Source organism: Prevotella sp. ICM33 (assembly GCF_000517825.1).
GTDB classification, from domain to species: domain Bacteria; phylum Bacteroidota; class Bacteroidia; order Bacteroidales; family Bacteroidaceae; genus Prevotella; species Prevotella melaninogenica.
In genome coordinates, this window is the sequence record NZ_JACD01000036.1 from 17,040 (window position 1) to 42,947 (window position 25,908).

Sequence of the window (25,908 nt, forward strand, 5' to 3'; positions counted from 1 at the left end):
CAATACAAGCAATAAGCAGGGTGATTATTTTTCTGCTAATAATTGTTCTGCCATGTTTGCAGCGGCTCTTCTTCCGTCTCCCATGGCAAGGATAACCGTTGCACCACCACGTACAATGTCACCACCAGCAAAGATTTCTGGCTGTGAACTCTGCATCTGTTCGTTGACAACAATGGTGTCTTTACGACCTAATTCAAGTCCCTTTACAGACTTAGGTACCAATGGGTTAGGTGATACACCTACGGCAACGATAACCTGATCGCACTCGACAGTGACGGTCTCACCAGTCAATTCTGGTCGACAGCGTCCGCTTGCGTCTGGTTCTCCGAGTTTCATTACGTCTAAGACAGCGGCACATACACGACCTTTCTCATCCGCCTTATATTCCTGTGGATTATGAAGAGTGAGGAAGTTGATACCTTCTTCTTTAGCATGCTTCACCTCTTCAAGACGTGCAGGCATCTCTGCTTCAGAACGACGATAGACAAGTGTGACGTCAGCGCCTAATCGTTTGGCAGTACGACAAGAGTCCATAGCCGTGTTGCCACCACCGATAACCAAAACTTTCTTACCCATAATGATTGGTGTGTCGGTCTCTGGATTGGCTGCATCCATGAGGTTTACACGTGTCAGATACTCGTTACTTGAAAGAATGTTGATAGCGTTCTCGCCTGGAATACCCATAAAGTTAGGTAATCCGGCACCTGAACCAACGAAGATACCCTTGAAGCCTTTCTCCTTTAAGTCTTCTATACTGATGGTCTTACCGACGATAGTATCGGTCTGGAAGTGTACGCCTATGCGACGAAGATTATCTATTTCGACATCAACAATCTTGTTTGGTAGACGGAACTCAGGGATACCATATTTCAAAACACCGCCAATTTCGTGCAGTGCCTCAAATACATAAACCTCGAATCCACGCTTAGCCATGTCGCCAGCAAAGCTTAAGCCTGCAGGACCAGAACCGATAACAGCTACCTTGATACCATTGGATGGCGCAACGTCTGGCAATGCCATGTGTCCGCTTTCACGCTCATAATCGGCTGCGAAACGCTCAAGATAGCCGATGGCTACGGCTGGTGAGTTCATCTTCAAATGAATACAACGGCTCTCACATTGCTTCTCTTGTGGACAAACACGACCACATACGGCTGGTAGGGCAGATGTTTCCTTGAGTATCTTGGCTGCTTCGAGGAAGTCGCCACGCTCTATATTCTTAATGAAGTCTGGTATGTGAATGTTTACAGGACAGCCCTCTACGCAAGAAGGTTTCGGACAGTCGAGGCAGCGTTTAGCCTCTTGCATAGCCATCTCTGGCGTTAGTCCGATATTTACCTCCTCTAAACGGGTCTTCGCACGATAGTCAGCATCCAGCTCTGGCATCTTCACACGCTCAATAGCTGTGCGCTCTTTTGGCTTAAGTTCCTTGCGTAATGTGGTGCGCCAATCGGCTCCCTCCAGCTCTTCTGATACGTGGGCTGTAGGTGATGAAGTGTTTTCGTCGTTATTTGCAGACTTATTTTTTTCACTGTCACAACAATCTCCACTCTTTCCTTGAGCCTCTTTTTCTGACTTGTTTTCCGCCAGGCACTCCCCTCCTTCGGAGGGGTTGGGGGAGGTCTCAATATCCTTAAACGTCCCCATTCGCTTGAACATCTCATCCCAGTCGACGAGGTCGCCATCGAATTCAGGACCATCAATGCAGACAAAGCGAGTCTTACCACCAATCGTTAGGCGGCAAGCACCACACATTCCAGTTCCGTCCACCATAATAGTATTGAGTGAAACATCGTTAGGAATGCCGTATTTCTTTGCTAAAAGAGAGGTGAACTTCATCATGATAGGAGGTCCGATAGCTAACACCTTGTCTACGTGTTCGCGCTGTATCACCTTTTCTACGCCTACGGTGATGACACCTTTCTCTCCGTAGGAACCATCATCGGTCATGATGATAACCTCATCAGAGTATTTCTTTACGTCGTCTACCATGATAACTAACTCCTTAGTACGACCGGCGAGGACAGAGATTACTCTGTTACCAGCCTGCTTCAGTGCTGTAAGGATAGGGAGAATGGCAGCGATACCAATACCACCACCCGCACAGATAATCGTACCGTAGTTCTCAATATGGGATGGGGTACCGAGTGGTCCGACAATATCAACAATCTCATCGCCTTCATTCAACTGGCAAAGTTTTGTTGATGAGCGTCCTACCTCTTGGATAACCATGGTGAGCGTACCCTTTACTGGGTCCGATTTCGCAATGGTGTAAGGTACACGTTCGCTGTGGTTGTCAACACGCACGATGATAAAGTTACCTGGACGGCAGCTTCGTGCAATGAGCGGTGCTTCTACTTCTAAGCAGAAAACCTTCTCTGAAAACTGTTGTTTACGGATAATCTTGTTCATGGAGTGGTAATAGATATTAAAAGTACTGACCCTATGTGTTCTTTATACTTTGGGTGTTCTTCTATTGTAAAGAGTCGTATAAAAGATTGATAAGGGTAAGTAGCTTTTGTTGTTTTATTAGTTGTTCGCGGTAATGATGCCCCTCCTTTTTAAGGGAGGGGCTGTATTTTTTAGTCCATCTTGTCGTCGAGCATCTCGAAACCACAGTAAGGAACAAGTACCTTTGGTACACGAATACCCTCTGGGGTCTGGTTGTTCTCGATGATAGCTGCAACGATACGTGGCAGAGCAAGGGCTGAACCATTCAATGTATGGCAGAGTTCAATCTTCTTGTCTTCGGCATGACGGAAACGACAGTGCAGACGATTTGCCTGATAGCTTTCGAAGTTTGACACGCTTGATACCTCCAACCAACGCTCTTGTGCAGCACTCCACACCTCAAAGTCATAGCAGAGAGCAGCTGTGAAGCTAATGTCTCCACCGCAAAGACGGAGGATGTGGTAAGGCAATTCAAGCTTCTTTAAAAGACCTTCAACGTGGTCTAACATCTCATCCAATGACTGATAAGAGTGCTCTGGCTTATCGATACGTACAATCTCAACCTTATCAAACTGGTGTAAGCGGTTCAAACCACGTACGTCCTTACCATAGCTACCAGCCTCACGACGGAAACAAGCAGAGTAAGCACAACGCTTAATAGGCAGGTCTTGCTCGTTGAGAATCTCGTCACGGAAGATATTTGTTACAGGAACCTCAGCTGTTGGGATGAGATAGAGGTCGTCGAGATTAGCATGATACATCTGTCCCTCCTTATCAGGCAACTGACCAGTAGCCTGACCAGACTCCTGATTTACTACCAATGGTGGCTGTACTTCCAAGTAGCCACTCTTACGAGCTTCATCGAGGAAGAATGCCTCTAAGGCGCGTTGGAAGCGTGCCATCTTACCGATATAGAGTGGGAAACCAGCACCAGTAATCTTCACACCAAGGTCGAAATCTACCAAGTTAAACTTCTTCAGCAAGTCCCAGTGGCACAATGCGTCAGCAGGTAGGTTTGGCTTCTCGCCCCCTTCCTTTACAACAACATTGTCCTCAGCATCCTTACCTTCAGGTACAATCTCGTTAGGGATGTTAGGAATTGTCAGTAACACGTCTGTCATATCCTTCTGAGCCATATCCATTATCTCTTGGAGAGCCTTGTCAGAAGATTTTAATAGTGCTACCTCTTCCTTTATCTTGTCAGCTTCGTCTTTCTTTCCTTCTTTCATCAGTCCACCAATCTGCTTCGAGAGCTGATTCTGCTGCTGCTTGTTTGTGTCAAGCTTCTGCTGAGTCTCACGACGCAAACGGTCATATTCCAATACTTTCTCAACTGCCTCACGTGCACCTTTGAAGTGTTTCTTCTCCAGTCCTTTGATGACGCGTTCAGTTTCTTCACTGATGAGCTTTAATGTAAGCATAACGTTCTAATCTTTATTTTAATTTGTTTCTGAGAGCAAAGTTACGAAAAAACTTCTATAAGTCAAAAACATTTATATTACTTATTTTGTTCTGTGTTGAGTTGAATTAACTATAGTTGTTTTTCTAATGATTGTAGATATTTTCCTGTTAAGAGAAGAGTTTCTTAGATTATATTGGCTATGCTTGATTTATAAGTATTCCTCTTGTCACCTTTTTCATTGTTATTTGGCGGTTCTATTCACCCTAAAGTTCATTTTATTTTTAGTACTTTTATTGTGGGGTTGAGGCTGCGCACATTTGGTGCTTACGCTGCGCACATGTGGTGCTGATGCTTAGCACTATGTAAAAAGGTGGTGAAGAAGATGCAAGTTGTGAGTGATTACCCAGTCTAACTGCTCTTTTTTAGTTTTGGTTTTAACGGAAAGTTGTTTTCTTTATCTACTCCTCTGAAACCCTTCAAGTTGTTCATATTGGTTGTCTTTCATCTTTCGACTGATACTACTAATCCAATGACGATGAGTGGTTATGAAGATGATACCAAGGAGGGAGAGGATAGTATTGGAGAGGATCGGTTGGTTTAGCCACCATGTACCTAATGCGGTAATTGGGAATGGACTGATAATGGTAATGATTGTAACGATGAGTTGTATATAGTTAGTATTCGCATTCTTGCCCGTGTGGGTAGCTTGCATAGAGAATGTTACCTTATTATATATTGCCATTTGAAATAGAATACGATAGGCGACACCAGCCGCAAAGAGGGCATAAGATAGTACTGTCCAAAAGCTTATCTTCCCAATTATAGCTACAGGGAGGAAAGCGAGCAGCGGTATTAAGAGTAGGGCAGTATAGAAATAATACTTTGCAAGCAAAAGGTTTTGGATACTATTGCGCTGCATTAGTAGGCATTCATAGTAATTTCCTTCATAACACATGATTCTTGAGAGTGAGCTTAGTCCGTAGACGATAAAGCTATAGTAGACAAAGCCGTTAATCTTAACCATGTCACTCTCTGGATCAAAGGCTGTGATTAGACTAAAGATAAAGATACCAAAGGTGTTGAGAAAGAAGATCAAACGGAGTCTTTTGTTGCGTAGAATACCCCATACTTCAATCTTAAGATACTCACCAATCTGGTTGAATCGGTCGAAGAAAGTAAGGTTTATGCTATTTTTGTCATGTTTCACTGGTGCTGCTGTGTATTGCTCTTGGAGAATACGATGCTCAAGGACGTTGCGATTTAGCAATATCATTCCTATCAGTAGCAATATCATTACAGCATATATCCACACTTCTCCTCTTATCATTGCATTACCAATCTCTGCCCAACGTTGGAGGTAACTTTGTGGGGATGGGAAGAAGATTGTTATTATGGCGATAGATAAATAGGTAAGAATAGGTACGAGCCAATACCACAGTCCACGTGCAGTCAGTACTTGTGTAAATTGGAAGAACTGTCCATTGATAAGTAGAAGGAGATAAAGTCCTGCAGTATAACCAATCATAGCCGATGCACCCAACTCTGGAATGAGCGTTTTGATACCAAAGGGAATACAGATAAAGAGAAGGTTTACATTCTTGAAAACTATCAGTTGTCGCAGAATCAGATAGTCTGTATAGCTATGTTTGGGAAGCGGTAAGAGTAGGTAAGGACGGATATGCATCAGTAATCGGTGGTCTGTCGTATATCTGAAAAGATAATCAATGAACAGAAATACTGGTATTAGGGCATAGATGAAACGATAACCGCCAAGATTATCCTCGATAACGAGGTCTGCCAATTCACATCCTATCCATACAAAATAAGCACAAAGAAAAATAGCCAACACGTAGTAAAAGTACTTTGCTACGTTGTTGGCTTGCCATATTTTATTTCTTCTACCCGATAGGTAGAAGTGCTTATGCAATGTTTGTATAGCTTCCCAGTAAGTCATTTATCTCAAGTCTATCACCTCAGCAGACGGATAGTTCTTCTTGTTGAAAGTAAAGATATTGTCTGAGAGGTTCTTGCGCTGAATACCAGAAACGGTGATAGTAGTCCACTTATTAGCCTGCTTAATCTTAATCTTTTGTAGCTGATAGGCTTTGTTTACAGTTACATAAGCCTCAGGAATATTACGTTTAGGATTGGTTGCCTTCATGTGTACCACGTAAGAACCACCTTCATTTGTCATTGAAAGGTTGTAACCCTGACGATACAATGTCATCAATGCGTAAGGGTTCATTGAAAGACGCTGTGCTTCTGTAGGTGTAGAAACATTCACTTCGTCAGTAGACTTCATGTATGACCATTGTGTTGTTCCATTAAACCATACAGTTGTCTGTGGTGTTGTGGCAACAAACTTAACACCTTTCACAGAAATAGTACCCGCAGTTCTACCTACAGCACCGGGTCTGGAAAGTGCAAAGTGAGCCGTAAAACCACCCAAGTTAGAAATGTTGGCTGCAGCTTTATCCATACAAGCCTTAGCCTGATTAGCATTCTGTGCGAAAATACTATTTGCCATAAAGATGGCTACGAACAATAGTAAATATTTAATCTGTTTCATTGTTTTATCGTTTTTATTCTGATTTCTTATACTTTTATTCTTAGTTATCCACGTAGGATAGTAAGCATATTGTCAAGACTTACCTCGTCGCTTATCAGTACCTCACGTGGCTTTGAACCCTTTGCTGCACCAACGATACCAGCTTTCTCCATTTGATCCATCAGTCGACCAGCACGGTTGTAACCAATAGACAGACGACGTTGAATCATACTTGTTGAACCTTGTTGGCTGACGACAATAGCACGTGCAGCCTCTTCAAACAATGGATCAAGGTTGTGAGTGTCCAGTGAGCCACCACCTCCAACTTCGTCTTCTGACAATGGTTCTGGGATTTCCAATGGACGAACCGGTCCTGGTTGATTAGCAATGAACTTGGTAATGTTCTCTACTTCAGGAGTATCAACAAAGGCACACTGTACACGAACAGGATCAGCACCATTGAGATAAAGCATATCACCACGTCCAACAAGTTGCTGTGCGCCTGGTCGGTCGAGGATGATACGTGAGTCCATCATCGCTCCAACGCGGAAAGCAATACGTCCAGGGAAGTTTGCTTTGATGTTACCAGTGATAATTGTTGTTGTTGGTCGCTGGGTTGCAATAATCATGTGAATACCGATAGCACGTGCCAACTGTGCGATACGTGTGATAGGCATCTCCACTTCCTTGCCCGCAGTAAGAATCAAGTCACCGAACTCATCAATGATGACAACGATGTATGGCATGAACTCATGACCTTCTTCTGGGTTCAGTTCGTGTCTGAGGAATTTCTGATTATATTCCTTTATATTTCTAACACGAGCCGCTTTCAGTAAGTCATAACGCTCATCCATCAAAACACAAAGACCTTTTAATGTCTTTACAACCTTCTGAACGTCTGTGATGATTGGTTCATCTTCATTCTCCTCAACAGCTGACATGAAAGGTTTGGCTATAGGAGAGTAAACACTGAACTCTACCTTCTTTGGGTCAACCAGTACAATCTTTAGTTCGTTAGGATGTTTTTTATAAAGAAGGGAGGTGATGATAGCATTTAAACCGACTGACTTACCCTGTCCGGTAGCACCCGCAACGAGTAGGTGAGGAATCTTAGCAAGGTCGACCATGTATACCTCATTGGTGATAGTCTTACCCAATGCGATTGGTAATTCCATTGTAGAGTCTTGGAACTTGCGTGAGTTCAGAATAGAGAACATTGACACAATGTTTGGCTTAGCATTTGGTACCTCAATACCAATCGTACCCTTGCCCGGCATTGGAGCAATGATACGGATACCGATAGCCGCCAAACTCAGCGCAATATCATCTTCAAGGTTCTTAATCTTAGAGATACGAACACCTTGGGCAGGTGTAATCTCATAGAGAGTAATCGTTGGACCGACTGTTGCACGAATACTACGAATCTGTACACCAAAATCGTTTAACACCTTGATAATACGGTCTTTGTTTGCTTCTAATTCCTCTTGACTAACGTAGTTGGTCTTAGAATCAGAAGTATATTCCTTTAATAGGTCGAGTGAAGGGAACTTCCACTTTGTAAATGGCTCACGAGGATTGATAGGAGTCAGTGGAAGGTTGTTGTTAGCAAGCGTCTTGCTATTTGCTTTCTCCTCAACTTTCTCCTCCTCAACTTCAAAGCCTGGACCTTCTTTCTCTGCTGTATTCTTAGTCTTGTCACCACCATTAGGTGAATAGAGTGAGTCTGGTTCTTGTAGAACGATTGTAGGTTCTGTTGGCAAGTCGATAGGTTCTGCGAGGGTAGGATCAACATATTCTGTTGGCTCTACAGGCTCTTCCTCAATAACTACCTCGTCATCATAGACGTTTTCAGTGTTGTCTCCCTTACTATCATGTACCACCGTAAACTTCACTTTGTCACGAATATACCCAAATGGGTTAATCATCTTGCGTACGACAGTAATCGTTTCGGAAGTAAGATAAGTGAGGTAAGCCAACATGATAATCACCAATATAGCGATTAATCCCGGTGTACCAACAAGGTTTTCCATGTATTGAACACAGAAAGCACCATGGTCTCCTCCTGGATTATAGACTTGGTCACCCATCAGTGGGGTAAGTGCTTTGGCAAAAGTAATAGACGACCATATCATTACCAAAGCCATACCCATGAACCATTTCGTTAGGTTCAGCTTTTTGTAGGCTCCCATCATGCGGAGACCACAAAGTGCAATGAAGGCTGGAATGATAAAGGCTGGAATACCAAAACAGCGGGAAATAAGTCCGTATGATATGATTGCACCGAGTGAACCGCATACATTTTGGAAAACTCTACTTGTGTTTTCCACCTCTCCAGGACGAAGGTCTGTTACTAAACTTTGGTCTGCTGCACCTGTACTGAAATAGCTAAAAAAAGCTACACAGATATAGATGGCAACGCATAAAAGGATAAGTCCGGCAATAAATCCAGTCTTGTCGTTAATAATGTTATTTAGTCCGATCGCCTCGGTGAAAGTCTTTCTTTTATGTTCTGTTTTCTTCTTTGCCATTTATCGCTATTCTTTTATACTTGCAAAAGTAATAAATTAGTGCCACATAAGTGCCGTTTTTCAAACTTTTTTTTTAATTTTGCAAGTTAGTATGCAATCCGAAATGAGTACAGTATTATACAATAGATTCGATAAGAGTAAAATATCACAGTTGCCAAGGGTTACTTTCCCGGGGAAGATTGTTGTTGTCTTAAATGAAGCTGAAGCTGAGAAGGCAGTTAATTATTTGCTTTCTAAGAACATTATCGGTATTGATACGGAAACACGTCCTGTCTTTAAGAAAGGGCAACGTCGTAAGGTTGCACTCTTGCAAGCCTGCGACCATGAAGTGTGTTTCCTCTTTCGATTGAATCTCATAGGTGTACCTGAATGTATTAAACGTTTTCTTGAAGATACAACAGTGCCTAAAGTGGGACTCTCTTTGGGCGATGATATGTTGATGTTGCATCAGCGACTCGACTTCAAGCCGGGTTATTTTATAGACCTTCAAGATTATGTTAAGTCGTTAGGTATTGAAGATATGAGTCTTCAGAAACTCTATGCAAATGTCTTTCATGAGCGTATAACAAAACGTGAACAATTATCTAATTGGGAGAACGAGATATTAAGTGATAAGCAGAAAATATATGCTTCTACAGATGCTTGGACGTGTATCAAACTCTATGAGCGTCTGCATGAATTGAAACATAGTGGTAATTACGAACTCGTTGTCGTTCCTTCAAAGGTGAAACCTACACCAGAAGAAGTGGAGCATACACCAGAAGTGGCATCAGAATAACGTCTCTATGTAAATTATTATCGTGAAGATAAATGTTTTTTTTCATGAAGAAAAAGATTTCTTTTCACGTAAATAAATATTTATCTTCATGATAATAATTCGCAAATCGGCAAGAAGCGGAAACCAATAAACTCTAAAAAGGAACTTTATGTATAAGCAAGTATATTTGAAAAGGGGCAAAGAAGAGAGTCTTCTTCGCTTCCATCCATGGATCTTCTCAGGTGCTATCAACAAGATAGAAGAAGGACTTGAGGAAGGTGATATTGTGCGTGTGATGACGCATGACAAGAAGTTTATTGCTGTTGGTCATTTCCAAATAGGTTCTATTGCTATCCGTGTGCTCTCATTCCACGACGTGAAGATAGATGATAAGTTTTGGGAAAGTCGTTTGAAAGCGGCTCTTCAAGTGCGTCAGGCGATTGGTTTAATTCGAGAAGAATCAACAGGAACAGGACTGTTCCCAAACACAACTTACCGTCTTGTTCATGGTGAGGGCGACAATCTTCCGGGATTGGTTATTGACATATATGGCAAGACTGCCGTTATGCAAGCTCATTCTGTAGGTATGCACGTATGCCGTGAGGTAATTGCAAAAGCCCTTGTTAAAGTGATGGGCGATAAGTTGGATAGCATCTATTATAAGAGCGAGACAACGCTTCCTTATAAGGCCGACCTTGGTCAAGAGAATGGTTTTATCTATGGAGATACTGACAATAACATTGCGATTGAGAATGGCTTAAAGTTCCATATTGACTGGTTGAAAGGTCAGAAGACGGGTTTCTTTATCGATCAGCGTGAGAACCGCTCTCTCTTGGAGTATTATGCAAAGGGAAGAAGTGTACTGAATATGTTCTGTTACACGGGTGGTTTCTCTGTTTATGCTATGCGTGGTGGGGCAGAAGTGGTACATTCTGTGGATAGTTCGGCTAAGGCTATCGAACTGACGAATAAGAATATCGAACTCAACTTCCCTAATGATTCACGCCATGAGGCTATCTGTGAGGATGCCTTCAAATATCTTGACGATAACGATGGTAAGTATGACCTTATCATTCTTGACCCACCTGCCTTCGCGAAGCATCGTAACGCATTGAAGAATGGTTTGCGTGGTTATACTCGATTGAACGTCAAAGGATTTGAAAAGATTAAGCCGGGAGGAATCTTGTTTACCTTCAGTTGCTCGCAGGTAGTCACTAAAGATAATTTCAGACAGGCTGTCTTCACCGCTGCTGCACAAGCTGGACGTAAGGTGCGCATCCTGCATCAGATTCATCAGCCTGCTGATCATCCAATTAATATTTATCATCCAGAAGGCGAATATTTGAAGGGATTAGTCCTTTATGTTGAATAAAATCAAACGATTCATAGTTTCTGAGCATCTGCTACGGGTAGATGCTCTTTATTTAGTAGCGCTGTCTGGTGGTGCAGATAGTGTTGCCCTTTTGCGATGTCTCAAGGAATTGGGCTATCGTGTTGAGGCTGTTCATTGTAATTTTCATTTACGTGGAGAGGAGAGTTTGAGAGATGAACAGTTTTGTGAGGACCTTTGTCAACGTGAGAATATCCCACTTCATAAAGTCCATTTCGATACACAGGCTTATGCCGATTTGCATAAGGTGAGCATTGAAATGGCTGCACGTGATTTGCGTTATCGTTATTTCTTTCAGTTGAAAGAGGCGTTAGGTGCTGACGGAGTATGTGTAGGTCATCATAAAGAAGACTCTGTAGAGACAATTCTCATTAACCTTGTTCGTGGAACAGGATTGAGTGGTTTGATGGGTATTCGTCCTCGCAATCATGATGTTATTCGACCATTGCTTTGTGTAACACGCCAAGAAATTGAAGATTATCTTCATCAACACGCTGTTTCTTTCGTTACTGATAGCACTAACCTAATAGATGATGTGGTGCGGAATAAGATTCGGTTGAATGTCCTTCCACAGTTATCTGAGATTAACCCATCGGTTACGGATGCTATTCTTACTACTGCCAATCACCTCTCTGAGGTAGATGCTATTGTGCAGGAGTCACTCAAAGAGGCTTTGGGGAAGGCTGTTAGCTTTATTAATTCTGCAAATCAAGTTAGTTCAAACAGTTTAAGTAATGAACCATTCCAGCTCGACTTGTCTGTTGTTCGTGCGTTTCCTTCTCCTTCTTATCTCCTCTTTTATATACTAAAACCACTCGGTTTTTCATCATCTCAGATTGCAGAGATGGTTTCACATCTTGATGGACAGACGGGGCAGCTGTGGTATTCTTCATCGCATGAGGTAACACATGATCGTGGGGTTTTCATGGTTTTACCTCGTGAGAAAACTGAACCGCGTCAGCTTGTTATCCCCGAAACAGGGTGTTATGTCTATGATGAGCAGCTGTCTCTTCGACTGACAGAACGTGCATTGATACCTTCTTCAAACGTTTCTTTCTCAAAGGTTCCTACTGTTGTTGACCTTGATGCATCCTCTATTCGATTTCCTTTGACCTTAAGACGTGTTGCAGAAGGCGATCGATTTACTCCTCTTGGCATGCGTGGTACTCAACTAATGAGTGATTTTCTCACCAATCTCAAACGTAACCGCTTTGAGAAACGTAACCAGTTGGTCCTCCTTGATGCTACTGGTACTATCCTTTGGGTCCTCGGTCTTCGTATCAATGACCATTTTAAGTTGACCCCAAAGAGCACTTCTTGCCTACGCATAGAGATTCTGTAGCTTAGAATATTTTTCTATTTATCTCAATCTTTCATTATTTGTTTTTCCTTTTGGTATTATTTCGCGGTATAAAATATGATTCGTAAGACACTTTGAATTATACTGTTATAATTCTTTATGATGTAAACCTCTGTAATTCTTTATGTTCTTTCGTGGTCAAAAAGCTTCTTTATGCTTAGTAATTGTGGGGCTTATTACCGTCCACACCATTGGTGTTAACCATCCGCACCATTGGTGCTTACTATCTGCACAATGTGTGCGGGGGCTTTGTGTATTAGTAAAGAATGGAGCGGTAAGTTTATTATGACTCATTCTTAACATGGAGTGTAGGGGCATATTGATAAGGTATGTTATCAATGTGGCTATGACTTCTTAATAGTCCTCTATAACAAAGGTTCTAAAGTGTAATACATTATTGCTCTTATCATCTCATATCTCTGCTTTACTATAACAAAAGTGTTTTTTAAAAAGAAAATTTCCTGTCACTCCTGTCAGTTGAAATTCGTTTATAACTTATTGATTCTTAGTGTGATTATATGAAATGTTAAAAGTGACAGCAAAATGAAATTAAAACTATTTTAGTAATATAGTTGTGTTTTTCTTGAGTGGAGAAAATAGCTCTTCTCCTAAAAAATAACACACAAGATGAGTTGTCAGGTACTCTTATAACTCAGATCAAAGTACACCTCCTATTTTAGTGAACTTTGTCATTCCATATTTCGAAAAAGTTTAAAGTATCACCACAGATAGTTGATTAAAATTGACCTAACTATCTGTGGTAATTGATTTTATTGGAGTATAGTAAACTTTATATAGTAAAGAACTACAGACGTTCTGCCTCTTTTACTTTATTCTTGTTAGTTTCAAACTTTCTACTTCCAAAGTTGTAGTTCACACGGAAGATAACTTGGCGGCTTTCACTGTGCCCCCAAATGTCTAAATTCAATGCTCCCTTATGTCCATAGCTATCCCAACGCTCAGTATGAAGTAGGTCGGTAATCATCAAAGATAGGGAGAGCTTGTCTCGGAGTAATTGTTTACTCAGTCCGATATCTATACTTCCACTTGGTTTGAAAACCTCATAACTTCTGCCTTGTCGTTTACTTGCGTATCTTGCTGACAGTTCCATACGAACTTTTGCAGGTAGTTGTATGTCGTTTGAAAGTGAAAGATTGCATGAGGGGCGCCGGTAGTCTTCTCTATAAGATTCATAATCAAGATGGTTGATAAAGTAGTAAGCACCGATGTTTGCACTTACATCCCACCACGAGGTGAGACGTTTGTTATAGATAAGGTCAAGTGCCAGCTGTTTCTGTTTACCAATATTCTTCGTTGTCATGACTATGCAGTCTTTCTTGTATGCATCGGGAAGTTGCGTAAAATAATTGTTTAGCTGATTGTAAGAGAGCATTACACTAAGATTATTCTTTGTGTAATCTAAAGATACCCTATGATTTATTTGTGGCTGAATAAATGGATTCCCTTTCCAATAGGTTAGTTCATCTAACAGATATTCAATGGGGTTAAGGTCTTCGTATCTTGCTTTGTCTTGCCGTTTACTGTAGGCAAGTGTGAGCTTTGCTTTGTTGTTAAGATCATAACTGATAGAAAGATTAGGAAAGAGTCTTGTGTGATTGTTCTTATTCTCCTCCATCAGTTTTCCGTCCAAATAGGATTCTAAAGTCCCGATAGTCTGCATATATTCAATCCGCATACCTGCAGTTGCCTGTATATGTTTCCATTTCTGGGCATATTGTATATAGCCTTCAAGATTTGACTCTTGATAGGTAAACCTGTTAGATCTTGTGTTGTCAAGCACACCTTTTGCATAGAAGCCAAAGCGATTGTTACTTTCTACCTTGGCAGCTTTAATACCTGTAAGGAGCTCTCCGTCATGGCTATTCTTCAGTTTATAGTCAATAGCAGATGATATGATGTTTATATTCTTCTTGGATTTAGCTGGATAGTTGTCTTCTCTTAGTAATGTTCCATTTGGAGAGTAAAACGTATTAGGCTGATTGTTATTACTTGCAACATCAACGTGAATCCAGTCTGCATTTGCAGTGATGGTCTGCTGTTCTGTAATATTGAGCTGATATCCTATGCCTGTCGTATATTTTGTGTTCTCTTGCTTGGTATAATCATTCCTTGCTTTAAGTATTTCATGAAGCGTGTCTCTACCTTTATATATCCAAGTAGTTGTTGCTGTCACTCCGGGACCTGTTAAGGCATCAACTGATGTGTTCAGCATAAGTTTGTGTTTCTTGTTAGGTTGGAATACAAAAGCCAGTCCCCCTGCGTAAGTGTTACGCTTGTCTGTATCATTGGTCTCTGAGAAGTTTCGGTCTCCTTCTTGTATTCTGTCAGTACCATACTCCATGTCATAGTGTCCAATGTTATGGCTATAGTTAATGCCCAGCTGCCATGTCTGTTTGTTATAAGTCATACTAAAATCAGAACTTTGGCGTATGTGATTCCAAAAAGACATTCCATGAGAGGTCGAAATGTAAAGTCCTCGTTCGTTGTTGTCTTTTAGTTTTATGTCAATAATACCACTTGCCCCTTCTGAATCATAACTTGCATCAGGGTTGGTTGAAGTAGTTATGCTTGCAATGTTAGAAGATGGAATAGTACGCAGATAGGCTGTAAGCGTTTCACCTTGAAGTCGTATGCGTTTTCCGTTCACGTAAACGGCGGCATTGCCAAGGGCAGAAAGCGATAGATTTCCTTTATTATCAAGCCTTACACTTGGGGTGTGGCGCAGAACATCTAAAGAGTTGCCAAGGTTAGCAAGATAGGATTCTGCAACAGAAATGCTTATCTTCCCACTTTCCATTTTAATGCGTGAGCGTTGTTTGCGAGCTGTGACAATAACATCTTTTAGCTCTGTACCGTCAGGATATAAATAGATGTTATAAATGGAATGGTTATTTGGAATGGAGAAAAGAATAGTAGTATCACGGCATCCGATAGCTCCGCAGTATAGTTGATAACTACCATCAATAAGGGTGTAATTAAACTTTCCGTCCGTCTCAGTAAGTCCATTGGCAATTACTTTTCCTGTCTTCTGATCAGAAATGATAATTGTTGCTGCATCAATAGGTTCCTTTGTTTGTTGTTGGATACTAAAGGTTACGGTCTGTTGAGCCATAAGATTAGATGGGTTCATTAACAATAGAGTTATAACTAAGATGATGTGTGTTGCGAAAGGTCTTGTTTGTAATCTTTGAATTGTCATGAGGTTTGTTATATTTATAGCTATTTTTATAGTATACTAAGCACTCAACACGCTTGGTGTTTACCATCAACACCACTCGTGCTGGGCATCAACACATCGGTAAAATATGAGAAGTTAGGTTATTATTATCATTATAATATTGTAATACATGAAAGATTAACTTATGTGAGAGATGTTTACAGGATAGCATATTAATTTATTTTTGTTTATAGGCAATAGGTTTAATGATTCTACAAAGATAATAAAATAATATTTTCCTTAGGTGTTTTTTGTATAAAGAATAAACGTTTTGTTTTCAGCTAATGCTTTTTATTGATTTATAGAAAGACTTACTTACTTTTGTTTTGTGAATCTAAACAAATGTTTTATTAGCTCTTTTACTTTCTTGTATATCTTTTGGAGTAATCAAAACTGTATGTTTAAAGATTATACTTGATAATTATTAAATTAAAAAGTAATATTTAGTTAATGAAAATCAATTATGAGTTATTTCTTAACTTTTAGATGTTAATTGTTTAAGGAAATCCTATCTTTGCATTCGAAAAATAAATATATGGTGCTGTGAGTGGAGTCTTTCCATGACCAGTATGAATATAAACAGAGAGTAATGAAGAAGAAAACAATTTGGACAATAGCCATAATCATGGGACTTTCGTTCCTTGGTTTGCTTCTGCTCCAGCTCAACTATATTGAAGAGATGGCTGAGATGAAGAAGGAACAGTTTGACGAATCTGTCAACCGTGCCCTCTATCAAGCTTCTCGAAATATGGAGTTGAATGAGACTCTTCGTTATTTGGAGGATGATGTAAACAAGAAGGAACGCTCACAAGACGACGAGCAGAGCACAGATAAAGATACATCTACTGCTGCACATCAGGCTCCGTCGACAGATAATCAGGGTGATGTCTACACCTCTTTTGAAGCAAAACTAAAGCAATCGAAGCCTTCTTTAGTTCCGAAAGGTTCTATTTTACGGAGTGATAGTAGTTCTTTGTCTGCTACAAAACGTAATATGCAAGAGATTGTTCGTAATCGTTATGTCTATCAGAAAGCTATGTTAGAGGAGGTTATCTATAATATTCTCTATTCTGCTTCAGACAAGCCTTTACGCAATAGAATAAACTTTAAGCTCTTAGATCAAGACTTAAAGGCGGAGATGATGAACAATGGAATCAATATTCCTTATCATTTCACGGTGACGACTCAAGACGGTCGAGAGGTTTATAAATGTCCTGATTATGTAAGTGATGGTGAGGAGAATACTTATTCTCAGGTGTTGTTCCGTAACGATCCTGTAAACAGAATGGGTGTTGTAAAGGTTCATTTCCCACAGATGAACAACTACATCTTCTCCAGTGTACGGTTTATGATTCCGTCTATCATCTTTACTTTCGTACTGTTGGTTACCTTTATCTTCACGATTGTAACCATCTTCCGACAGAAACGGTACAGTGAGATAAAGAATGACTTTATCAATAACATGACGCATGAGCTTAAGACGCCTATCGCAAGTATCTCTTTGGCAGCTCAGATGATGAACGATAAGACGTTGACAAAGAGTCCGAAGATGATAGAACACTTAGGAGGTGTTATCAATGATGAGTCAAAACGTCTGCGCTTCCTTGTGGAGAAGGTACTACAGATGAGTATGTACGACCGCAAAAAGGCTGTTCTAAAGAAGAAATACACCGACCTTAACGAGATGGTTGAGACGATTGCTCACTCCTTTAGTTTACGTGTTGAGCATACTGGCGGTAAGGTGTATACAGAGATAGAAGCGGTTGATTCGCTAATGTATGTTGATGAAATGCATTTCCAGAATGTCATTTTTAACCTCTTGGATAATGCTGTTAAATATGCGAAACCCGACCAACCATTAGATGTCTATTTGAAGACTTGGAATACGAATGAGAATCTCTATCTCTCTGTTCGTGATACTGGTCAAGGAATAAAGAAGGAGAACTTAAAGAAGATTTTTGATAAGTTCTATCGTGTTCACACTGGAAATCTCCACGATGTCAAAGGCTTTGGATTAGGCTTGGCATATGTAAAGAAAATGGTTGACTTACATGAAGGTGAGATTAAGGTGCTGAGCGAATATGGTAAAGGAACAAAATTCGTCATTAAACTCCCCGTTATTCGCGATGAGGAGGATGAATAATAAAAGATAATTAAGAGTATAAACAATTTAATACGTATAAGTTATGGATGATAAATTGAAAATTCTGTTGTGTGAAGACGATGAGAATCTCGGAACACTGTTGAGTGAATATCTGCAGGCAAAAGGCTTTCAGGCTGACCTCTGCCCTGATGGTGAGGTTGGTTACAGAGCCTTCTTGAAGAGCAAGTATGATATCTGTGTGCTTGATGTTATGATGCCAAAGAAGGATGGTTTTACCCTTGCACAGGAGATTCGTCAGGCAAATGCAGAAGTTCCTATCATCTTCCTTACTGCAAAGCAGTTGAAAGAGGATATCTTGGAAGGTTTCAAGATTGGTGCTGATGATTATATCACTAAGCCATTCTCTATGGAGGAACTCGTATTCCGTATTGAGGCTATCCTCCGTCGTGTAAGAGGAAAGAAGACCAAGGAGTCAACAATGTACACCATTGGTCGCTTTACTTTCGATACACAGAAGCAGTTGCTTACACTGGATAACAATCCAGAGAAGGCTACTAAGCTTACGACAAAGGAGAATGAGTTGCTCGCTTTGCTTTGCGCACACTCTAACGAGATTCTTCAGCGTGACTATGCTTTGAAGACCATTTGGATTGATGATAACTACTTCAATGCTCGCTCAATGGACGTTTACATCACTAAGTTGCGTAAGCATTTGAAACCAGACCCACAGATTGAGATTATCAATATCCATGGTAAGGGTTATAAACTCATCGTTCCAGACGAGCAGTAAAAACTTTATTCTGTAAGTTTCTCTTTACAGAACCACTAAATATTAACGCTATTCTTTCCTCTTTTAAGGTGATTGAATAGCGTTTTTTCTTGTTCAATATGGAAGTGGAAGGATAAGGATTTTGTATAAAGTAAAGATGAAAACCTCGTTAGTATATCATAAATTATAGTAAACTTCATTGTGTGTTAGTACTCCGCACCAATGGTGTTAAGCCTTCGCACTATATGTGTTAAGCCTCCGCACTATATGTGTTAAGCCTCCGCACATGATGTGCGCAGTATTCGGACAGCATATAAAAAGCATCAATACTGGGATTGGAAACGTGCTGAAAGAGGATTGCTTATACTTAATTCAGAGAAAAAGGTTCTCGTGTTTGATAGGAGAAGAAAAAGTTTTCTCATGCACGCATAAATATATATGTTCTTTTCTTACCATTGTTATGGTAATTTTTATTACTTTTGTACCGATTAATTTTTGATATCAGAAGGAATCATATTATGATACACAAATTCGAATTCCTGGTTATCGGCAGCGGTATAGCAGGAATGAGTTATGCACTGAGTGTGGCAAATAGTGGTAAGGGAAAGGTTGCCCTTGTTTGCAAAACTTCTTTGGACGAAGCCAATACGGCTAAAGCACAAGGAGGAATAGCAGCAGTAACGAACCTTGCCATTGACAATTTTGAAAAGCACATCAACGATACTATGGTCGCTGGTGATTATATTTCTGACCCTTTAGCTGTAAGACAAGTTGTGTGTAATGCGCCAGAAGCTATCAAGGCGCTTGTTAACTGGGGTGTAAATTTTGATAAGCATAAAGACGGTACATACGACCTACATCGTGAAGGAGGGCACAGCGACTTTCGTATTCTTCATCATGCTGATGATACAGGCTTTGAGATACAGCGTGGATTGATGAATGCGGTGAGAGCTAACCCAAATATTACAGTCTTCGAAAATCACTATGCTGTTGAGATTATCACGCAACACCACTTGGGTATAAAGGTGACACGCAGAACCCCAGATATAGAATGTTATGGTGCGTATATCCTCAATCCTGAAACGAAAAAGGTAGATACCTTCTTAAGTAAAGTAACACTCATGGCTACAGGTGGAGTGGGGGCAGTCTACGCAATGACATCTAATCCTGAGATAGCTACTGGCGATGGTATTGCAATGGTTTATCGAGCAAAGGGAACGGTAAAGGATATGGAGTTCGTACAGTTCCATCCGACGGTTCTTTATAATCCTTCTGAGACGCATCCTGCATTTCTGATTACTGAGGCTATGCGTGGCTATGGTGGGGTGTTGCGACTTCCGAATGGTCAAGAGTTCATGCAGAAGTATGATAAACGTCTTTCTCTTGCTCCACGTGATATTGTTGCTCGAGCTATTGATCATGAAATGAAGATTCACGGACTAAATCATGTTTGTCTTGATGTAACACATAAAGATGCTGAAGAAACGAAGCATCATTTTCCACATATTTATGAGAAATGTTTGAGCATTGGGATTGATATAACAAAAGAATATATCCCTGTTTGTCCAAGTGCTCACTATATCTGTGGGGGTATAAAGGTCGATTTGAATGCAGAAAGTTCTATTCATAGACTCTATGCCGTTGGTGAATGTTCATGTACGGGATTGCATGGCGGAAACCGACTTGCCAGCAACTCGCTGATAGAAGCAGTCGTTTATGCTAAGTCTGCAGCAGAACATACACTACGGCTGATAGACAACTATGACTTTAACACAAATATTCCAGAGTGGAACGATGAAGGCACAATGACCAATGAAGAGCATGTTTTAATCACACAGAGTATTAAGGAAGTTGGCGAAATCATGAGCAACTATGTCGGTATTGTTCGAAGTGATTTACGTTTGAAGCGTGCTTGGGCAAGACTTGACCTATTGTATGAGGAGACAGAAAGCCTCTTTAAGCGTGTGACGGCAACGAAGGATATATGCGAACTCCGTAATATGATAAATGTCGGTTATCTGATAACACGACAAGCCATAGAGCGAAAGGAAAGTCGAGGATTGCATTACACGGTAGATTATCCGAAGCATGCATATGACGAGAAGTAGTAAAAGAGTATAGATAGATGATGAGAGAAGCACAATAACCATTGTACTCTCAGTTTATAATATAAAATAACATGATAGATAAAAAATGGCTGGAACAGGGATTTATAGATGAACCTATTCCTGAAGGGACTGATGTAAAGACTGAAATACGCAGGATGTGTAAAGAGAAGAATGCACTTATCATGGCACATTATTATACAGAAGGCGTAATTCAGGAGTTGGCAGATTTCGTAGGAGATAGTTTGGCTTTGGCACAAAAGGCTGCTACTACAGATGCCGATATCATTGTTATGTGCGGTGTACATTTCATGGGTGAGACAAATAAAATCTTATGTCCCGAGAAGACTATACTCGTCCCTGACCTTAACGCTTCTTGTTCGTTGGCAGAGAGTTGTCCAGCCGATGAGTTTGAGAAGTTTGTAAAAGCACACCCTAATCATACCGTGGTAAGCTATGTCAATACAACTGCAGCAACCAAAGCTGTGACAGATGTTGTAGTGACGAGCAGTAATGCAAAGCAGATTGTTGAGTCTTTACCAAAGGATACTCCTATCATTTTTGGACCAGATAAGAACTTAGGACATTATATTAGTGAGCAAACGGGACGTGAGATGTTGCTTTGGGATGGTGCATGTGAAGTTCATGATAGATTCTCTGTAGAGAAGATTCAGCAGTTAAAACGCGAACATCCTGCCGCAAAAGTACTGGCTCATCCTGAGTGTCCACCTACTGTACTCTGCTTAGCTGATAAGGTTGGAAGTACGTCTGCCTTATTAAAGTATAGTGTTGAGAATGATGCTCAGGAGTTTATTGTGGTGACGGAGAGTGGTATTCTTGTTGAAATGCAGCGATTAGCTCCACAAAAGACCTTTATTCCTGCTCCTCCTAATGATAGCGATAACCCTTGTAATGAGTGTGAGTATATGAAATATATTACTTTGAGGAAGCTGTATAATTGCTTGAAGTATGAGTGGCCTGCTATTGAGGTTGAGCCAGAAATGGCAAAGAAGGCTGTCAAATCAATTCATAGAATGTTGGATATCTCAAACAGATTAGGTTTATAATTTAAAGATATTATTATGTTGTCAGTAGAAGAACTAAACGATAAACTTATCGAACTCGCTTTCAGTGAGGATATAGGTGATGGTGACCATACAACGCTTTGCTGCATCCCTGCTGATGCTAAGGGTGAAAGTAGATTACTGATTAAGGAAGAAGGAGTCTTGGCAGGAGTTAATGTTGCTAAAAGGGTGTTCCATCTTTTTGACCCTGAACTACAGGTAGAAGTCTATGTAGAAGACGGTGCTCATGTGAAGCCTGGCGATATTGTTATGAGTGTGAAGGGCAGAACGCAGAGCCTTTTGCAGACAGAACGCCTTATGCTTAACATCTTACAGCGTATGAGTGGTATTGCAACGATGACCAACAAGTATCAGCAAGCACTCATTGATGCAGGTACGAAGACACGCGTTTTAGACACACGTAAGACAACACCGGGTATGAGAATGCTGGAAAAAGAGGCTGTGAAGATTGGTGGTGGTATGAACCATCGCATTGGTCTCTTTGATATGATTCTTCTGAAAGATAATCATGTTGATTTCTGTGGTGGTGTACATAATGCGATCTCTATGGCAAAGCAGTATTGTAAAGACCATGGTAAGGATGATCTTAAGATAGAATGTGAGGTAAGAAACTTTACCGAGTTGGAAGAAGCATTGAATGAAGGCTGCGACCGTATCATGTTTGATAATTTCACACCAGAGGATACTCGAAAAGCAGTTGAGATGGTTGCTGGACGCTGTGAGACGGAATCAAGTGGTGGAATCACCTTTGACACGATGATTCCTTATGCGCAAGCTGGTGTTGATTTTATTTCCTTTGGTGCACTAACACATAGTGTTAAAGGACTTGATATGAGCTTCAAGGCTGTGGTTTCAAAAGACTAATTCTTAGTTAAATACCAATACCTCTGATTTCTTTTCATGAAGAAAAAGATTTTTCTTCATGAAAAGAAATCTTTTTGTTCACGTAAATAATTATTTTTTTTCGTGAAAATAATTCGATAGATAAGGATTATTACCGTTTTACCGTTGGTAGTTTGAGTTTTTACACAGAGTTTTTTTTAAGTGTAAAGAGGGTGTGATGAATAGAAAAGAACCATAGATGTAAATCTTATTTTTAAAGAGTTTAATCCTTGTTTTGTATATTCTTGGTTCTGATTTATTTGCTTTTTGTTGATTTTTATTTATCTTTGCATCAATAAGAACTAAACATTTTATTGTGAAAGAGTAGTCTACAATACCTATTTCTCGCTTAGTAGCGTGTGTATTAATTGGCTACAAACTTGATTGATAAAACGTATAACTTAATAACTATGACCAAAAAGTTTATTGTATTATTCCTAATGTTGTTGTTGCCTGTAATAATATGGGCACAGAATTCCGTTACATTCGATTTCTCAAGTTCTTCTCCTGCTGATGTTGTACCAACAATAATGGAGAAAAATGGTGTTTCCTTGAAGTTTAGTGCTACTGAAGCAGGTACACAACCTAATTATTTACAAAAAGGTGAAGTTTCTTTTTTGAAACTTAGTTTCAATGGATTGTTGACTGTTGGTGGAGAAGGTTGTACAATTAAGTCTGTTAAATTTGTTACTTTAGATAGTAAACATCGTCTAAAGGTATATAATGGAGATAAGTTATCTTTTCATAAATTTAGTAAATTCAATGATGGACTTTATGGGCATGAGTGGACTGGTTCTACACAAAATATATCTTTCTGCGCTTTTGGTGGGTATGATATGTTAATTAAATCAATAGTAGTGACGTTTAATAAGGACGTCTCTCTTGCTGTTTCTTCTGCTGAGAGAGCAACACTTTATTATAGTGACAGGTCGTTTATTATTCCTGAGGGGGTTGTTGCACGTACCTATAAGATTGAAGGTAATGTCCTCTCTCGAAGTCGGGAATATAAAAAAGGGGATGTTCTTCCCAAGGGTACAGCTGTTGTTTTAGAAGCAAAAGAAGGTAAGTATATCTTTGAAGAAACAAGTAAGACAGGTGAAACAGACCCTCATAATGCGTTGTGTGGCTCGGATAGTACGACTATAACGTCAGGCGGAGAGGTGTACTATGTGTTTGGAAAAGGCAGTAACGGAGTAGGCTTTTATTGGAAAGAAGCAAATGGAAAAGCCTTTATGACCGAAGCACATAAAGCCTATCTCGTTTATACCCCATCAAAGACTACAAACGCAAAGAGCTTCCTTGGCTTTGATGTAGCATTAGAAATACAAGGTCCTATGGTGAGAGAGAAGACAACTTTCGATGGTCCTATTTATAACCTTTCTGGGCAAAGAGTAGATAAAGATTATAAGGGGATTATAATCGTGAATGGTAAGAAGTATCTTAATAGATAAGCCTTCTTGTACTTGTACACAAAACCATGATAAATAATTGATTTTTAATAAGTAAACATGAAAACATATATCAAACCTTTAATAAGTGGATATCACGTTTTAACTTCTTGTCATTTGCTGGGTGGCTCACCTGGGGAAGGAACAAATACATTGACGAATGAAGAAGGACTGATTAATAATCAGACAGGGCCTGGTATTCAACAATTATCAAAAGAAGATTCTTTCTCCGCTTTTAATCTTTCTGACACGCAGATGGATTGGGATGAATGACTATAACTTAAACAATTACCGATATGAAAAAACAAGTAACATGGATTGGACTTTTATTGTGCTTACTATTGTTTGCAGCCTGCGAAAAGCCAGTATTAGACAATGGTGAAGGTGGTAAAAAAACGAATAATGCTAAGCAAAAATTGACAAGAGTCGTGCGTATTCACCCCAAAGAATTACGTATAGAAACAATAGAAGAAGCTATAGGGGCGAAATATCAGCCTTTGAGTAGGGCTGTTAGCGAAGACCAGAAACGAAAGTTTTATGCTGTTAATGTCTACGAGAAGAAACCTAATGATGAAAACTACTCAATGTATGCTTATGGTTTGTTTACCAGCCTTTCAAAGATTGCACTAAAGATGAATGTGAACAATCTTTATAAAGTAGAGTGTTTGATTGTAGAGGAAGGTGATGATGAACTTTTTGCAAATGAAGATGAGTTTTCAGCTCCTTTCTTACATGGGACGAATAAGGGCACCAAAGTATCTAATAGCTTTGTATTCTCAAAAGAAGAAAACTTGAATAGTCTAACAAAAGGCGAAACGACTGTAGCTAAGGGGCGTACTGTTCAATATCCACGCCTTGTAAAACTCTATGGTACTGTTAATGATTTCAGTCCAAAAACATCAAAGGAACTGACCATTGATATGAAAAGGGCGGTGTTCGGGTTGCATTTCAAGGTGTCGCCACCAGAAGAAGGTAGTCTGGTAATTAACTATGTCGGGTGGCGTATCTCTTTAACAAAGGGTAGTGATACATATGATCATAGTTCCGTCTACTCCTTTTCTAACATTCCAAAAGCGTGTGAAGATGGATATCAATTGACGATGGAGGTGAAGGTAACATGGACGAAAGACGATGGAACTGTCGAACAAGAAAGTAAGCAGTTAGTGTTAAAACGTAATGTCATGACCGTCGTTGAAATAAGGGTAGAAGGACAAAAGCCACAGGGTTTTACGTTGAATGAAGAGCCGAATGACATGAAAACAGAGAAAGTTGAATGGAATCTGTTATTATAGCTTTTATTTGTACTTATAAAAAAAGCTCTTTAGAAATATAGAATGGTAAGCTAATGCTATTATAGAATAAGGCACACAAAGCAACGCTAAGTTTGCAATAAGAAACTTAACGATGCTCTGTGTGTTATTTCTCAAATGCTAAACCCAAAAGAAAACCCTTCTCACTCCAAACCTCAAAAGATGCTGTTTTGTTCATATTTTTCATATGTTGATTTTGTAAAGACCACCAAACGGCTTGCAAATAACGCCCTTTTGGATTGCAAAAGATGCCTTTTGAGGTCCAAGTAACGCCCTTTTGAAGTCCAATTAAGCACCTTTTAAAGCCTTGCTTTGTAACATTTTGATAACTAATAACTTACAAATGTATTAAAAGAACTCACATTTTATCCATTTTTCTACCTTTTCCTTGAGTGTTTTGTAAATATATTTCTTGCCGAGAATATTCGTATTTACTAATTGAATGTACGTAAATCTGATACAGAGGCATGGTGTAAACAGAAGTTTTTATTTATGGATACGTAGTCCATAGAGTCATCGGCTGTGTGGGGA

Annotated in this window: 17 protein-coding genes; 11 read left to right on the forward strand and 6 right to left on the reverse strand. The window is 39.9% G+C overall.

Features of this window, described 5'->3' with window-relative positions; translation table 11 throughout:
- Positions 1–24: 24 nt before the first annotated feature.
- From HMPREF1505_RS04660 to HMPREF1505_RS04680, 5 genes are all read right to left on the reverse strand, one after another.
- Positions 25–2,412, reverse strand: coding sequence for a bifunctional dihydroorotate dehydrogenase B NAD binding subunit/NADPH-dependent glutamate synthase (locus HMPREF1505_RS04660; protein ID WP_036923238.1), 2,388 nt, complete (start codon positions 2,410–2,412; stop codon positions 25–27).
- Between the two features lie 170 nt (positions 2,413–2,582).
- Positions 2,583–3,872 carry a serine--tRNA ligase gene (serS, locus tag HMPREF1505_RS04665; RefSeq protein WP_013265275.1) on the reverse strand — a complete coding sequence of 430 codons (1,290 nt, stop codon included), beginning with the start codon at positions 3,870–3,872 and terminating at the stop codon, positions 2,583–2,585.
- Positions 3,873–4,307: 435 nt separating this feature from the next.
- Entirely contained in the window at positions 4,308–5,807 is a 1,500-nt protein-coding gene (locus HMPREF1505_RS04670) for a DUF5687 family protein (protein WP_036923241.1), read from the reverse strand.
- On the reverse strand, positions 5,808–6,422 hold the full coding sequence (locus tag HMPREF1505_RS04675) for a LolA-like putative outer membrane lipoprotein chaperone (RefSeq protein ID WP_036923244.1): 615 nt from the start codon (positions 6,420–6,422) through the stop codon (positions 5,808–5,810).
- Between the two features lie 44 nt (positions 6,423–6,466).
- Positions 6,467–8,929 (reverse strand): DNA translocase FtsK, encoded by a 2,463-nt coding sequence (locus HMPREF1505_RS04680; protein ID WP_036923247.1) that lies wholly within the window; start codon positions 8,927–8,929, stop codon positions 6,467–6,469.
- A 103-nt stretch (positions 8,930–9,032) separates the two neighbouring features.
- Between HMPREF1505_RS04680 and HMPREF1505_RS04685 the strand changes: the two genes are divergently transcribed.
- From HMPREF1505_RS04685 to tilS, 3 genes are all read left to right on the forward strand, one after another.
- The gene (locus tag HMPREF1505_RS04685) at positions 9,033–9,707 is read left to right on the forward strand and encodes a 3'-5' exonuclease (RefSeq protein ID WP_036923251.1); all 675 of its coding nucleotides are present in this window, start codon (positions 9,033–9,035) and stop codon (positions 9,705–9,707) included.
- 148 nt (positions 9,708–9,855) lie between these two features.
- Positions 9,856–11,058, forward strand: coding sequence for a class I SAM-dependent rRNA methyltransferase (locus tag HMPREF1505_RS04690; protein WP_036923254.1), 1,203 nt, complete (start codon positions 9,856–9,858; stop codon positions 11,056–11,058).
- Positions 11,048–12,418 (forward strand): tRNA lysidine(34) synthetase TilS, encoded by a 1,371-nt coding sequence (tilS, locus tag HMPREF1505_RS04695; RefSeq protein WP_036923256.1) that lies wholly within the window; start codon positions 11,048–11,050, stop codon positions 12,416–12,418. Before HMPREF1505_RS04690 ends, tilS begins: the two co-directional genes overlap by 11 nt.
- Positions 12,419–13,241: 823 nt before the next feature.
- Here the strand turns inward: tilS and HMPREF1505_RS04700 are convergent.
- A complete protein-coding gene (locus HMPREF1505_RS04700) occupies positions 13,242–15,587 on the reverse strand; it encodes an outer membrane beta-barrel family protein (protein ID WP_231480337.1) in 2,346 nt (781 codons plus the stop codon).
- Between the two features lie 676 nt (positions 15,588–16,263).
- On the opposite strand from HMPREF1505_RS04700, the gene HMPREF1505_RS04705 reads away from it, so the two are divergent.
- From HMPREF1505_RS04705 to HMPREF1505_RS04740, 8 genes are all read left to right on the forward strand, one after another.
- Positions 16,264–17,817, forward strand: coding sequence for a sensor histidine kinase KdpD (locus HMPREF1505_RS04705; protein ID WP_036923261.1), 1,554 nt, complete (start codon positions 16,264–16,266; stop codon positions 17,815–17,817).
- 43 nt (positions 17,818–17,860) lie between these two features.
- Positions 17,861–18,568, forward strand: a complete 708-nt coding sequence (locus tag HMPREF1505_RS04710; protein WP_013265491.1) for a response regulator transcription factor — start codon at positions 17,861–17,863, stop codon at positions 18,566–18,568.
- Positions 18,569–19,065: 497 nt separating this feature from the next.
- Positions 19,066–20,655 (forward strand): L-aspartate oxidase, encoded by a 1,590-nt coding sequence (nadB, locus tag HMPREF1505_RS04715; RefSeq protein ID WP_036923263.1) that lies wholly within the window; start codon positions 19,066–19,068, stop codon positions 20,653–20,655.
- A 71-nt stretch (positions 20,656–20,726) separates the two neighbouring features.
- Complete coding sequence (gene nadA, locus HMPREF1505_RS04720) at positions 20,727–21,719, forward strand: quinolinate synthase NadA (RefSeq protein WP_036923265.1); 993 nt, start codon at positions 20,727–20,729, stop codon at positions 21,717–21,719.
- A 15-nt stretch (positions 21,720–21,734) separates the two neighbouring features.
- Positions 21,735–22,601 carry a carboxylating nicotinate-nucleotide diphosphorylase gene (gene nadC / locus HMPREF1505_RS04725; RefSeq protein ID WP_036923268.1) on the forward strand — a complete coding sequence of 289 codons (867 nt, stop codon included), beginning with the start codon at positions 21,735–21,737 and terminating at the stop codon, positions 22,599–22,601.
- A gap of 428 nt (positions 22,602–23,029) precedes the next feature.
- The gene (locus HMPREF1505_RS04730; RefSeq protein ID WP_036923270.1) at positions 23,030–24,070 is read left to right on the forward strand and encodes a hypothetical protein; all 1,041 of its coding nucleotides are present in this window, start codon (positions 23,030–23,032) and stop codon (positions 24,068–24,070) included.
- 57 nt (positions 24,071–24,127) lie between these two features.
- Positions 24,128–24,340: a hypothetical protein gene (locus HMPREF1505_RS04735; protein WP_036923273.1), complete on the forward strand. Its 213-nt coding sequence runs from the start codon at positions 24,128–24,130 to the stop codon at positions 24,338–24,340.
- 23 nt (positions 24,341–24,363) lie between these two features.
- Complete coding sequence (locus HMPREF1505_RS04740) at positions 24,364–25,359, forward strand: hypothetical protein (RefSeq protein ID WP_036923276.1); 996 nt, start codon at positions 24,364–24,366, stop codon at positions 25,357–25,359.
- Positions 25,360–25,908 lie beyond the last annotated feature (549 nt).